Genomic DNA, 13693 nt, shown 5'->3' on the forward strand with positions numbered 1-13693 from the left:
ATGAGTATAAGAGAATCTGAATTAATCTTAAATCCAGATGGTAGTGTTTATCATTTAAATTTAAGACCAGAAAATATTGCGACAGATATTATTTTTGTTGGCGATCAAGATCGAGTTAATAAAATCTCCAAACACTTTGATACAATAGAGTTTACTACCCAAAAACGGGAGTTTAAAACAACAACCGGAACTTATAAAAACAAACGTTTTTCTGTAATTTCAACAGGAATTGGACCTGATAATATAGATATTGTATTAAATGAGTTAGACGCACTTGTAAATATAGATTTAGAAACAAGAAAACCAAAAGAGCACTTAACTTCTTTAAATATTGTTAGAATAGGTACTTCTGGTTCTTTACAGGATGATATTCCTGTAGATTCTTTTGTAATTGGTTCTCATGGTTTAGATTTAAATGGGTTACTTCACTCCTATCAAGTTCATGAAATTTCTAACCCAGAAGTAGAAAATGCTTTTGTAAAACACACCAACTGGAGTGAGAAAAAAGCATATCCAATACTAATTTCTAACAGTAAAGAATTAGAAAAAATCTTAAAATCTGATCAGACATTTCAAGGAATTACAGCAACTGCTGGAGGTTTTTATGGACCACAAGGAAGAGTTTTAAGATTAGCGTTGCAAGACAATAATTTAAATCACAAAATTGATACTTTCAAATTTAAAGAGTATAGAATAACGAACTTAGAAATGGAAACTTCTGCCATTTATGGTTTGTCTAAATTATTAGGTCATAATGCGTGTTCTATAAATGCAATTATCGCGAATAGAGCAAATGGTATGTTTAGTAAAAACCCAGGTAACGTTGTTGCAGAATTAATTGAATATACATTAGAGAAATTAGTTGAGTAAATGACAAACCTAAAAGTTGGAGGTGTCCCAGAACACTTTAATTACCCTTGGTATTTAACATTAAAAAACAAAGAATACACAAAGCACAACATTAACCTTCGTTGGCAAGATTTTCCTGGAGGAACAGGTCAAATGTGTAAAGCATTGCGTAATGGAGAAGTTGATATCGCTATTGTTTTAACAGAAGGAATCATTAAAGATATTTCTGCTGGTAATCCATCTAAAATTGTACAAACTTTTGTAAACACTCCATTAATATGGGGGATTCATGTGGATGCAAAATCTTCTTTCAAAAAAATTGAAGACTTAGAACACGCAACGATTGCAATTAGTAGATATGGTTCTGGCTCTCATTTAATGGCAATTGTAAATGCATATAATCAAGGCTGGAGTGTGAAAAACCTTAAATTTAAAGTTATTGATAATTTACAAGGAGGAATTGATGCACTTACAAATGGTGAAGTAGATTATTTTATGTGGGAACATTTTACAACAAAACCATTAGTAGATAATGGAACTTTAAGAAGAATTGACGACTGCCCCACTCCTTGGCCTTGTTTTGTTGTTGCTGTTAGAAATGAAGTTTTAGAAAATAATTTTGATGAAGTTAAAAAAGTGTTGGATGTTATTAATAACCAAACAAAAGACTTTAAAAAAATTAGTGAAATTGATAACACTTTAGCTGTAAGGTATGAGCAGAAATTGGAAGATATACAAGAATGGTTAAAAATTACGGACTGGAATGATGGTAAGCCGATAACTAAAAATTTAATTACACGCATTCAAAATAAGATGGTAACATTTAACGTTATTGAAAAGAAGAAAAATTCGGGTGAGTTCATAAAAAACATGTACATTTAGCCTATAAAACAATTAATAATGAAAAAATTAGTATTTATTGCAATTTGTATTTTAGGACTCTTAAGCTTTTCTTCATGTAGAAGTACAAGTAAATCTTGTGGCTTAGCAGATAGCTCAACAACTATTCAAACAACACTAAAGCAAGCAGATTTAATATAAATCAGTTTGTTTCTTAATTTTCAAATTCAATGAATCCGCCTTTTAGCGGGTTTTTTTTGTATGCAGAACTTGTTTTAGCACTACATTTTCCAAAAAAAAATAAAAGAACTTGTCATTTAAACCTTGTGAAGAAACTATAGTAATTCAAACAAATAAGTAAGTTTTTCGAATCCATTTTTAACTCTAAAGTTACTTTCAATCAAAAGATATTTAGATGAAGTTGATGTATTCTTCGTCAAAAAACTACCAATTAATTTCTGTTTTATTTATTGATTTTAAGTAAACGTTTGTTTTAGAAAAATGTTTACTACCAAACCAACCTCTCCAAGCACCTAAAGGTGATGGATGTGGAGCTGTATATATCTTGTGTTTACTACCGTTTATCAATTTAGCTTTACTTTCAGCAAATTTACCCCAAAGTAGAAAAACCACATTTTCTTTTTCTTTAGAAATTTGTGAAATCACTTGGTCTGTAAAAGTTTCCCATCCTTTTTTCTGATGACTTCCTGCTTCATGAGCTCTTACTGTTAAGGTTGCATTTAGTAATAAAACACCTTGTTTTGCCCAATTTTCTAGATGCCCACTTTGTGGGTATTCATTTCCCAAATCGGTAGCAAGTTCTTTAAAAATATTTACTAATGAAGGTGGATGCTTCACATTATCTTGTACAGAAAAACACAAACCATTTGCTTGGTTTTCTCCATGATATGGATCCTGACCAATAATTACCACTTTTAAATCATTAAAATCACAATAATCAAAGGCGGCAAAAATATGCTGTTCTTTCGGATAACAAGTCTGATTTTTGTATTCTGAAACTACAAAATTTGATAATTCTTTATAATAAGGCTTCTCAAGTTCTGATTGCAAAATATTTTTCCAACTATCAGCCATTTTTTGTTGCATTGTTTATTATTTTTGTACTTATCATCAAAGATACCATTTTGAGCAAAAACATATCAGAAAAGACATTACAAGATTTAGAATTTACAACCGTTTTACAGCATGTTGCAGAACATTGTATTTCTGGTTTAGGCAAAGAAGAAGTTGCTCAAATTAAACCCATTGAAAATAGAAAATCTCTTTTTAACGAACTTCATTTAGTAAATGAATACCTTTCTTCTTTTCAGAGTGAAAACAGAATTCCTAATCATGGTTTTGACAATATTTTAGAAAGCGTAAAAAGGTTAGCGATAGAAAATAGTTTTATAGAAACAGATGCTTTTTTAAAAATAGCAACTACTTCTCTTACTGTTAATGAGTTAATTAAATTTTTTAAAAAGTTGAATACTCAATTTCCAACTTTTTTTGAATTATCTCAACAAATTGAATTCACAACATTTGTAGATGATGAAATAAAGCAAATCATTGATATTTCTGGAGAAGTAAAAAATAACGCTTCACCAGCTTTAAAACAAATAAGAAAAGATATAAATAATATACGTGGAAAAATTGGCGCTAGTTTCTCAAGTGCTTTGTCTAGAGCAATTTCTGCTGGTCATTTAGATGATATTAAAGAAACGGTTGTAGATAATCAGCGCGTTTTAGCCGTTTCTGCAATGTACAGAAAAAAAGTTCCTGGTAGTTTATTGGGTTCTTCCAAATCTGGTAACATTGTTTATATAGCTCCACAAGCAACACTTGCATACGCTAGAGAATTTCAAAATTTAGTGTATGAAGAAAAACAAGAAGTTGTAAAAGTTTTACGTGTTTTATCAGAAAGTATTCGTCCTATGGTTACTCTTTTAAAAGCGTATTTTACTTTTTTAATTCATATTGATGTTGTTGGTGCAAAAGCAAAATATGCACAAGAAATGGATGCTATTTTACCAAAAATATCGAAAGAAAAAAAGATTTACTTTAAAGATGCTTACCATCCCATTTTATGGAAAAAGAATAAACAGCAGAATGTAAAAACCATTTCTCAAAGTATTGAGTTAAATGAAAGGCAGCAAGTTATTGTTATTTCTGGACCCAATGCCGGTGGAAAAAGCATCACTTTAAAAACCATTGGCTTATTACAGATAATGTTGCAAAGTGGTATTTTAATTCCTGTTGATGAACGCAGTCAAACCTATATTTTTGACACTGTACTAACAGATATTGGAGACAATCAATCAATTGAAAATCAATTAAGTACTTATAGTTACCGATTAAAAAACATGCGTTATTTTTTACGCAAGTGTAATGAAAACACACTTTTTTTAATTGATGAATTTGGTACTGGTTCAGATCCTGAATTAGGTGGCGCTTTGGCAGAAATTTTCTTAGAAGAGTTTTATCATAAAAAAGCGTTTGGAATTATTACAACCCACTACTCCAATTTAAAAGTATTAGCAAACGAATTAGAGAATGTTACCAATGCCAATATGCAATTTGATGAACGTACTTTAGAGCCTTTATATAGATTATTTATTGGGCAAGCAGGTAGTTCTTTTACTTTTGAAGTTGCTCAGAAAAACGGAATTCCTTTTAGCTTAATTAACAAAGCGAAAAAGAGAGTAGAAACTGAAAAAATTAGATTAGATAAAACCATTTCTAATCTTCAAAAAGAAAGAAATAGGCTACAGAAAAACTCTGATAAACTTGAACAACAAAAATTTAAAGGACAAGAACATTTAGATAGTTTACAAGAAAAAGAAGATAAAGTACAAATGAAATTAGCTGGTTTTCAAGAATTATATGATAAGAACCAAAAAATGCTTTCGTTAGGAAGAAAAACAAACGAGCTACTTAATAAATACTTTCAGACTAATAACAAAAAGGAATTTAATGCCAATTTTAATAAATGGGTTACTGCTGAAAAAACAAAGCATTTAATGAAAAGCCCAGAAAATCCTAAAACGAAATCTGAGAAACAAAAAGCAAAAGTTGTAGAAAAACAAATAAAAGAAGTTATAAAAAAGGTTGAAAAAGAAGTTTTAGAAAAAGTGGTTGAAGTTAGAAAGGAGAAAAAAATTGAAGCTGCAAAAGTTGCAAAAGAAAAATCTGAATACAATTATAAAATAAATGATAGAGTACGTATTATAGATTCTAATTCTGTAGGTACAATTGATAAAATTGACAAGAAAAATGTAGTAATAAACTATGGTTTTTTTACAACTAAAACATCTATCTTAAATTTAGAATTGGTAGAAAGAGCTAAAAAGTAGGTATTTATACGTATTGACTTTACCCTCAAAAAAATATAACTTCGCTAACAGCGATTATAAGTCATTAAAACGGACGTTATAATCGAGTTATTAGCGAACCTGTCAAATACAAATTTTACACCTATTTTGTTTAGAGCAAAAATTTATAACAATACTTGAAATAAAAAATGAGTTAGAAAAGTTTGTTATTCCTAAATAGAATTATTCAAACTCCTTCATTTCTTTGTCATAGAATTCACCAGCTTTATCCATTAAATCTGCTAATTCTGATGTAATATCTTCTTCGTTTTCTCCTGTTAAGTCTTCAAACCACTCAATTTCATCATCTTTTAAATTAATCATAAAACGAGGAAATTCTGTATGTAAAACAAAAATATCTTCAGGGAAAAGGCTGTTATCTGCTAATAAAAATTTAGGTAAGTTCATTGTATTTTAATTATGTTTTTGTTTTATTAATTTTAAAGTTAGCGAATTAAATCTGATAAATAATAAAATAGATGCTGTAGTTAAGCCCGCTAATAAACCTAACCAAATACCAAAACTACCATACATATCTTCTTTTCCTAAAAAATAAGAAACAGGAAAACCTACCACCCAATAAGAAATAAAAGTAAGTATCGTTGGTATTTTAACATCTTGCAATCCACGTAAGGCTCCTAAAACAAGCACTTGTATGCTGTCTGATATTTGAAAGAAAGCAGCTGCTATTAATAACTTAGAAGCAATAGATACTACTTCCATATTATCTACATAGTTTTTTGTGTCACTTAAATCTACATATAAATTTGGTAAACTTTTATGAAATAAAAAGAATAATAATGCAAAGAAAATTGCGAGTAAAACGCCTAACAAGAAGATAGAAAATGTAATTCTACGTAGTTCTTTATAATTTCCTAATCCTTTTTGGTTACCAACTCTAATCATACAAGCAACACTTAATCCCATGGCAACCATAAACGCCATAGAAGATAAATTTAACGCAATTTGATTTGCTGCTTGCGGATTTTTTCCCAATAAACCACTTAACCAAATTGCAGCCGTAAAAATTGCTACTTCAAAAAACATTTGCATGGCACTTAATGATCCTAAATTAATAATTCTTTTTATCATTAAAACATCTAATACAAAGAATTTTATATTTCTCACAATTTGTTTAGAGCGTTCTTTATTTCTTAAAAGTAACCATAAGTAAATTACCATTATTACACGAGAAATTAACGTACCATAAGCTGCTCCAACAATTCCCATTTCTGGAAAACCAAACTTTCCAAAAATTAATAAATAGTTTAAAATTACGTTTAGAATATTTGCAATTAATGTAGCATACATAGGATATCTTGTCATAGACATACCGTCACTAAATTGTTTTATTGCCTGAAAAATAATTAACGGAATCAATGAAAAAGCAACCAAATCTAAATACGGAATTGCCAATGCTACTACTTCTTCTGGCTGTTGCATTAAATACATTAAAGGTTTTGAGAAAAAAACCAATAAGAATAATAAAATACCTAACGTGGTACATAAAAATAACCCATGTTTATAGGTAGATTTTGCTTGTTCAAAATTATCTGATGAATCTGCTTCAGCAATTAAAGGTGTAATTGCAGTAGAAAAACCAATACCAATAGACAGGGCAATAAACATAAAACTGTTACCTAAAGAAACGGCTGCTAATTCTGCGGTTCCTAATTGGCCAACCATAATATTATCTACAAAACTTACAAAAGTATGCCCTAACATTCCTAACATTACAGGAGCTGCAAGTTTCCAGTTGTATTTAAACTCGGATGTATATTGAGAAATATTCACTTAAATTCTAATTTTCAGAGTGCAAAGATACATATTAAAGCAAGAATCATTAAGTACGAAGTTCCCAAATTTTCATTGAGTAATTCCGATAAAATTAGTTACTTTTGAATTTATAAAAAACAACATAAAATGGCAAATATCACATTAAAAGGAAATGCAATAAATACAGTAGGAAATTTACCTAAAGTTGGAACAAAAGCTCCAGATTTTATTTTAACAGCTGTAGATTTGTCACCAAAAAGTTTATCAGATTTTGCTGGTAAAAAATTAATTTTAAACATTTTTCCAAGTATAGATACAGGAACTTGTGCAACTTCTGTAAGAGAGTTTAATAAAAAAGCTGCAAATTTAGAAAACACAACTGTTTTATGTATTTCTAAAGACTTACCATTTGCTCAAGCTCGTTTTTGTGGTGCAGAAGGCATTGAAAATGTAGTAATGTTATCAGACTTTACAACCGGAAGTTTTGGTAAAGACTATGCGTTAGAAATTACAAACGGACCACTAGCCCACTTACATTCTAGAGCAATTGTTATTATTGATAAAGATGGAAGTGTAACATATACAGAACAAGTTTCTGATATTGTTGATGAACCAAATTATGAAGCTGCTTTAAAGGCTATATAATTTCATGAAAAACCCAAAAGATAGTTTTATTAGAGGAAGACTTCGTAGTATAAAGTTTGCTGTTAGAGGAATGTGGTTATTAGCTAAGACTGAAGACAGCATAAAAGCACAATTATTTTTTGCGCTAATTGCAGTTATTCTTGGCTTTTATTTTAATATTTCTAATATTGAATGGATGCTTCAATCTTTAGTTATTGGGTTAGTTTTAACTGCTGAAGCATTAAATACTGCTATAGAAAAAATAGCAGATTTTATACATCCAGATTATCATAAAAAAATTGGTTTTATTAAAGATATTGCGGCTGGCGCACCTAGCTTTGCTGCATTTACTTCATTAATTATTGTAGGTTTTATTTACATTCCTAAAATCAATTTATTATTTTAGGCAAATACGTATATTTACTTTTTAAAAATCATCCATCCTTTTAATGGCTAAAAGAATACAAAGCACAAAAAAAACAACTATTTCTTCGGATAAAAAACCGAGTGTTTTTTCGTTTCTAAAAACAAGACAAGCTCAAACTATTTTAGGTTCTTTTTTAATCTTGTTTTCACTTTTTTTAGCAATTGCTTTTATCTCATTTTTCTTTAACTGGCAAGAAGACCAAAGTACACTTACAAAACTGACAGATAAAACTGTTAGAAGTGAAAATTTATTAGGCAAAATTGGTGCAAATTTAAGTCACTTTTTTATATATAAAGGATTTGGTATTGCTGCTTTTATTATTGCTTTTCAAGTTTTTTTAACAGGGATGTATTCTTTGATTCAAAAGAAATTAGCAAAGATAATTATCTCTTGGAATTGGGCTTTATTAGCCATGTTATGGATTTCTATAACATTTGGTTTTTTACATAAGAAATATGCGCTTTTTTCTGGTATTATTGGTTTTGAAATAAATGATTTTTTACAAGCATTTATAGGTAAAACGGGTTTAGCTATTGTATTGGCATTCTTTTTTATTGCTTACATAGTTATTAAATACAAAGTAACTTTTGATCAATTTATAGAAAAAATAAAACAACGAAGAGCAGAAAAAGAAGCGAAGGAATTAGAGAAAGCAGAAAATGGTATTGTTGAAGATGTAAAAACTGAAACTACAAAACCAATAACAGTATCTTCTAACAAAAAAGAAAAATCGGGCGTTGAATTATCTCTTGAAAATTTAAAACCTACTATTGCTAAGCATTCTGATGTTACGAATAAAAAAGAAGAACTAACTTTAAAAATTGAAAAAGAACCTAAACCAGAATTAAAAGTTGAACAACCTATTACTATTAATAAAGAAGAAACTGTAGCTGATATTAATGACATAGGAATTGATATTGCTATTGGTAGAGAAGAAGAACATTCTACTCAAAACTTATCAGATAAATTAGTAAAAGATTTTGGTGAATTTGATCCAACTTTAGAATTGGGTAATTTCAAATTCCCAACTTTTAATCTCTTAAAAGAGTATAACGAAACTATTTCAATTGATCCAGAAGAACTTGAAGCCAATAAAGATAGAATTGTAGAAACACTTAAAAATTATAAAATTGGTATTGCAGAAATTAAAGCAACTGTTGGACCAACAATTACTTTATATGAAATTGTTCCAGAAGCAGGAATTAGAATTTCAAAAATTAAAAACTTAGAAGATGATATTGCATTATCATTATCTGCTTTAGGAATTAGAATTATTGCTCCTATTCCAGGAAAAGGGACCATTGGTATTGAGGTTCCTAATAAAAAATCTACCATTGTTTCTATGCATTCTGTTATTTCATCAAAGAGGTTTCAGGAATCTCCAATGGAATTGCCTATTGCTTTGGGTAAAACAATTTCTAATGAAACCTTTGTGGTAGATTTAGCAAAAATGCCTCACTTATTAATGGCTGGTGCAACAGGACAAGGAAAATCTGTTGGTTTAAATGCGGTTTTAACATCACTTTTATATAAAAAACATCCTGCGGAAGTTAAATTTATTTTAGTAGATCCAAAGAAAGTAGAATTAACATTATTCAATAAAATTGAGCGTCATTATTTAGCAAAATTACCAGATAGTGAAGAAGCAATTATTACAGATACAACAAAGGTTGTTCATACTTTAAATTCACTTTGTATAGAAATGGACAATCGGTACGATTTGCTAAAGAATGCAATGGTTCGTAATATTAAAGAATACAACACAAAATTTAAAGCTAGAAAATTAAATCCTAATGATGGACATAAATTTTTGCCTTATATTGTTTTAGTTATTGATGAATTTGCAGATTTAATTATGACTGCTGGTAAAGAAGTAGAAACACCAATTGCACGTTTGGCTCAGTTAGCTAGAGCCATAGGTATTCATTTAATTGTGGCTACTCAAAGACCTTCTGTAAACGTAATTACAGGAATAATTAAAGCAAATTTTCCTGCAAGAATTGCGTTTAGAGTAACTTCAAAAATAGACTCCAGAACCATTTTAGATGCTGGTGGTGCAGATCAATTAATTGGTAGAGGAGATTTATTGTATACAAACGGAAATGATATTGTTAGAATTCAGTGTGCTTTTGTAGATACTCCAGAAGTAGAAAAAATTACCGATTTTATTGGATCACAAAGAGCGTATGCAGAAGCTTATTTATTGCCTGAATATGTAGATGAAGAAAGTGGCACAAGTATTGATATTGATATCGCAGACAGAGATAAACTGTTTAAAGAAGCTGCAGAAATAATTGTTATAGCGCAACAAGGTTCTGCATCACTTTTACAGAGAAAATTAAAATTAGGATATAATAGAGCAGGTAGATTGATAGATCAATTAGAAGCTGCAGGAATTGTTGGAGGTTTTGAAGGAAGCAAAGCAAGACAAGTATTAGTAACAGATTTTACCGCATTAGAACAATTATTAGAAAACGAAAAGAACACATAGAATGAAAAAAATAGGAATCTTATTTTTAAGTTTATTTATTACTACAATTACTTTTTCTCAAGAAGCAGAAAAAGCGAAATCTATTTTAGACGAAGTTTCTTCAAAAATGGGCGCTTATGAAAATATGTTAATAGGTTTTAGCCAAACTTTAAGCAATGAAGATGCAGGAATTAAAGATGGAGACGAACCACCAATTAGAGGAGAAATTAATTTAAAAGGAGAAAAGTATAGTTTAAACTATCTAGGTAATAATTTTATTTACGATGGCACAAAACTCTATGTAATTAATAATGACGAAAAGGAAATTTCTATTACTAACGGAGACTTAGGAGGTGATGATGGTTTTATTTATCCTTCAAAATTATTAACTTTTTACAAAGAAGGTTATAATTTTGAAATGGGAAAACTAAAAAACTTAAATGGTAGAAAAATTCAATTTGTAACGTTAAATCCTATCGATAGTAATTCTGATATTATTAAAGTAGAATTAGGTATAGATGCAAAAACACATCACATTTATAATTTAATTCAGACAGGAAGTAATGGTTCAAAAACAACATTTACAATTACTAAATTTAAAAGTAATCAAATGTTATCAGAAAGTTTTTTCTCTTTTGATAAAACTAAATATTTAAGCCAAAATTACACAATAGACTAGTACTTTTCAATTAATAGAAATTTAGTAGCATCTTTCCTTTTAAGAAACTACTTTTGCTACAATGAAAATTTTAGATAAATACATTTTAAAAACGTTTTTAACCCCGTTTGTTGCAACGTTTCTTATTGTGCTCTTTGTTTTGGTAATGCAAATTCTCTGGCAAACGTTTGAAAACATTGCTGGTAAAGGAATTAGCTTGCCTTTTATCTTAAAATTTCTTTATTACACTACCTTAATAATTACCCCACAAGCTTTACCAATTGCTGTTTTGTTATCATCAATTATGGCATTAGGTAGTTTAGGAGAAAACTATGAATTTGCTGCAGCAAAATCTGCAGGAATTTCATTACAACGTTTAGTTAGACCCTTAGTTTTTCTAACTCTTATTTTAAGCGGAATTAATTTTTTGTTTTTAAATAATGTTTTTCCATACGCAACATTAAAACAAAAAAATTTATATTTAAATATAAAAAAGAAGAAGCCTGCAATGGCTTTGGTTGCTGGTAGTTTTAATAGTGATATCCCTGGTTATCAAATAAAATTTGAAGAAAAATACGGTGAAGAAAAAAATCTTCTTAGAAAGGTTTTAATTTATGATTTAACAGGAAATAAAGGAAATCAAAAAGTAATTACTGCAGAAAGAGGAAAAATTATTTCAGAAGAAGGAAGTAGGTATATGACCTTTATTTTATATAATGGTTATTACTACGAAGAACATGTAAAATCTGCAAGATCTACCGTAAAAAGAAAAAAAATGGCAGCATCTAATGCTACTTTTGATGAATATGAGTTTAATATTGATATTTCTGCTGTTTCAGGTGATGGTGATTTAGATAAAGAAAATCATACAAAAAACCATATGATGCTAAGCTTAAGTCAGTTAAAAGATACAATTCCTGATTTAAAATCTAGTTATGATGAAATTCTTAAATTAAAATCTAAAAATATATATTCTAGCGTTTCTGCTAAAGAGTTATATAAATATCCAGATTCACTAAAAACAAAAGATTCAGACTTAAATGTTTTAGAAAATTTTGATCTACAAAATAAAATAAGAATTTTAAATTCTGCAACAACAAAAACAAGTAGAGCCTTAACTTCCATAAAAAATAACATGACTACTATAAAGTGGAAAAGAAAAACTTTAAATTTTTTCGATACCGAGTTTTATAATAGAATTGCATTTTCATTATCCTGCTTAACTCTCTTTTTTATAGGAGCTCCTTTAGGTTCCATCATTAGAAAAGGTGGTTTTGGAATGCCTATGATATTAGCGATTGCTGTTTATGTAGTTTATTTTTTCGGAAATACTTTTGGAAGAAACTTAGCAGAAGAAAGTTCTATTTCAGCATTTTTAGGTTCTTGGATAGCCGTTATTATAATGGTACCAATTGGAATTCTATTAACAAGAAGAGCAACAAGAGACAAAGGCCTTTTTAATATTAATGCTTTTACACAACCTATTACAAACTTCTTTAAAAATTTGATGTCTAAAAAAGACGCTTAAATTATGACAATACAACAAAATCAAAAAAACACAAAATTAAATACTATTGCAGATGCTATTCAAGACATTAAAGATGGTAAAATTATTATTGTAGTAGATGATGAAAATAGAGAAAATGAAGGCGATTTTTTAGCGGCAGCAGAAAAAGCAACTCCAGAAATGATTAATTTTATGGCAACGCATGGTCGTGGATTAATATGTGCTCCATTAACAGAAACTCGTTGTAAAGAATTAGATCTAGAAATGATGGTAAACAATAACACAGATCCTTTGGAAACTGCGTTTACTGTTTCTGTAGATTTACGTGGTAAAGGTGTTACCACTGGTATTTCTGCAGCAGATAGAGCTTTAACGATACAAGCATTAATAACCAAAGAAACAAAACCTTTTGATTTAGCTAGACCTGGTCATATTTTTCCATTAAAAGCAAAAGAAGGTGGTGTTTTACGTAGAACTGGTCATACAGAAGCTGCAATAGATTTTGCTCGTTTAGCTGGTTTACAGCCTGCAGGTGTTATTGTAGAAATAATGAATGAAGATGGAACAATGGCACGTTTACCTCAATTATTAAAAGTTGCTAAAAAGTTTGATATAAAAATAGTTTCTATTGAAGATTTAGTTGCCTATAGAATGGAACATGATTCTTTAATTGAGAAAAAAGAAGACTTTACTATTACCACAAGATTTGGAGAGTTTAGGTTAAGAGCGTATCAACAGACAACAAATAATCAAATCCATTTAGCATTAACTAAAGGAGTTTGGACTAAAAATGATGCCGTTTTAACTCGTGTAAATTCAACATTAGTAAATAATGACATTCTTGGTACTTTAACAAATAATGCAGATAAGAAATTAGACCAAATGTTTCAAGTTGTTAATGAAGAAGGAAAAGGTGCAATTTTGTTTGTTAACCAACAAAATCAATCTCAAAATTTATTAAAACGTTTAAATTTATTAAAAGAAAGCCAAGAAAATGGAGAAATGAAAGCTCCTTCAATTGGAATGGATAATAGAGATTTTGGAATTGGAGCTCAAATATTACATGATATTAACATCAGTAAATTAAAATTAATTACAAACACAAAACAAACCAAACGTGTTGGTATGATTGGTTATGGTTTAGAAATTGTAGATTATGTAAATTACTAGA

The 13693-nt window shown here is 29.1% G+C and carries 13 protein-coding genes; 10 read left to right on the forward strand and 3 right to left on the reverse strand.

What is annotated here, in order from left to right; genetic code table 11:
- Genes BTO04_RS02945 through BTO04_RS15160 form a run of 3 tightly spaced genes read left to right on the forward strand, consistent with a single transcriptional unit; the run spans nucleotide 1 to nucleotide 1890 of the window.
- Nucleotides 1–870, forward strand: coding sequence for a nucleoside phosphorylase (locus tag BTO04_RS02945; RefSeq protein ID WP_087563077.1), 870 nt, complete (start codon nucleotides 1–3; stop codon nucleotides 868–870).
- Nucleotides 871–1731 carry a substrate-binding domain-containing protein gene (locus BTO04_RS02950; protein ID WP_087563078.1) on the forward strand — a complete coding sequence of 287 codons (861 nt, stop codon included), beginning with the start codon at nucleotides 871–873 and terminating at the stop codon, nucleotides 1729–1731.
- A gap of 18 nt (nucleotides 1732–1749) precedes the next feature.
- Nucleotides 1750–1890, forward strand: a complete 141-nt coding sequence (locus BTO04_RS15160) for a hypothetical protein (protein ID WP_157662416.1) — start codon at nucleotides 1750–1752, stop codon at nucleotides 1888–1890.
- Nucleotides 1891–2133: 243 nt separating this feature from the next.
- Here the strand turns inward: BTO04_RS15160 and BTO04_RS02955 are convergent, their stop codons facing one another.
- Nucleotides 2134–2796, reverse strand: a complete 663-nt coding sequence (locus BTO04_RS02955) for a uracil-DNA glycosylase (RefSeq protein WP_087563079.1) — start codon at nucleotides 2794–2796, stop codon at nucleotides 2134–2136.
- A gap of 38 nt (nucleotides 2797–2834) precedes the next feature.
- Between BTO04_RS02955 and BTO04_RS02960 the strand changes: the two genes are divergently transcribed.
- Nucleotides 2835–5042 carry a DNA mismatch repair protein MutS gene (locus BTO04_RS02960; RefSeq protein ID WP_087563080.1) on the forward strand — a complete coding sequence of 736 codons (2208 nt, stop codon included), beginning with the start codon at nucleotides 2835–2837 and terminating at the stop codon, nucleotides 5040–5042.
- A gap of 201 nt (nucleotides 5043–5243) precedes the next feature.
- Here BTO04_RS02960 and BTO04_RS02965 read toward each other — a convergent pair whose 3' ends face one another.
- Entirely contained in the window at nucleotides 5244–5468 is a 225-nt protein-coding gene (locus tag BTO04_RS02965) for a hypothetical protein (protein WP_087563081.1), read from the reverse strand.
- Between the two features lie 6 nt (nucleotides 5469–5474).
- On the reverse strand, nucleotides 5475–6854 hold the full coding sequence (locus tag BTO04_RS02970; RefSeq protein WP_198342099.1) for an MATE family efflux transporter: 1380 nt from the start codon (nucleotides 6852–6854) through the stop codon (nucleotides 5475–5477).
- Between the two features lie 129 nt (nucleotides 6855–6983).
- On the opposite strand from BTO04_RS02970, the gene tpx reads away from it, so the two are divergent.
- From tpx to ribB, 6 genes are all read left to right on the forward strand, one after another.
- Nucleotides 6984–7481, forward strand: a complete 498-nt coding sequence (gene tpx / locus BTO04_RS02975; protein ID WP_087563082.1) for a thiol peroxidase — start codon at nucleotides 6984–6986, stop codon at nucleotides 7479–7481.
- A gap of 4 nt (nucleotides 7482–7485) precedes the next feature.
- Nucleotides 7486–7866, forward strand: a complete 381-nt coding sequence (locus tag BTO04_RS02980) for a diacylglycerol kinase family protein (RefSeq protein ID WP_087563083.1) — start codon at nucleotides 7486–7488, stop codon at nucleotides 7864–7866.
- Between the two features lie 43 nt (nucleotides 7867–7909).
- Nucleotides 7910–10378 carry a DNA translocase FtsK gene (locus tag BTO04_RS02985; protein ID WP_087563084.1) on the forward strand — a complete coding sequence of 823 codons (2469 nt, stop codon included), beginning with the start codon at nucleotides 7910–7912 and terminating at the stop codon, nucleotides 10376–10378.
- Nucleotide 10379: 1 nt separating this feature from the next.
- Nucleotides 10380–11036, forward strand: coding sequence for an outer membrane lipoprotein carrier protein LolA (locus BTO04_RS02990; protein ID WP_087563085.1), 657 nt, complete (start codon nucleotides 10380–10382; stop codon nucleotides 11034–11036).
- A 61-nt stretch (nucleotides 11037–11097) separates the two neighbouring features.
- Nucleotides 11098–12543, forward strand: a complete 1446-nt coding sequence (locus BTO04_RS02995; protein WP_087563086.1) for an LptF/LptG family permease — start codon at nucleotides 11098–11100, stop codon at nucleotides 12541–12543.
- A 3-nt stretch (nucleotides 12544–12546) separates the two neighbouring features.
- Nucleotides 12547–13692: a 3,4-dihydroxy-2-butanone-4-phosphate synthase gene (gene ribB / locus BTO04_RS03000; protein WP_087563087.1), complete on the forward strand. Its 1146-nt coding sequence runs from the start codon at nucleotides 12547–12549 to the stop codon at nucleotides 13690–13692.
- The last annotated feature ends 1 nt before the right edge of the window (nucleotide 13693 follow it).

Source organism: Polaribacter sp. SA4-10, assembly GCF_002163835.1.
In the GTDB taxonomy this organism is placed as follows: Bacteria; Bacteroidota; Bacteroidia; order Flavobacteriales; family Flavobacteriaceae; genus Polaribacter.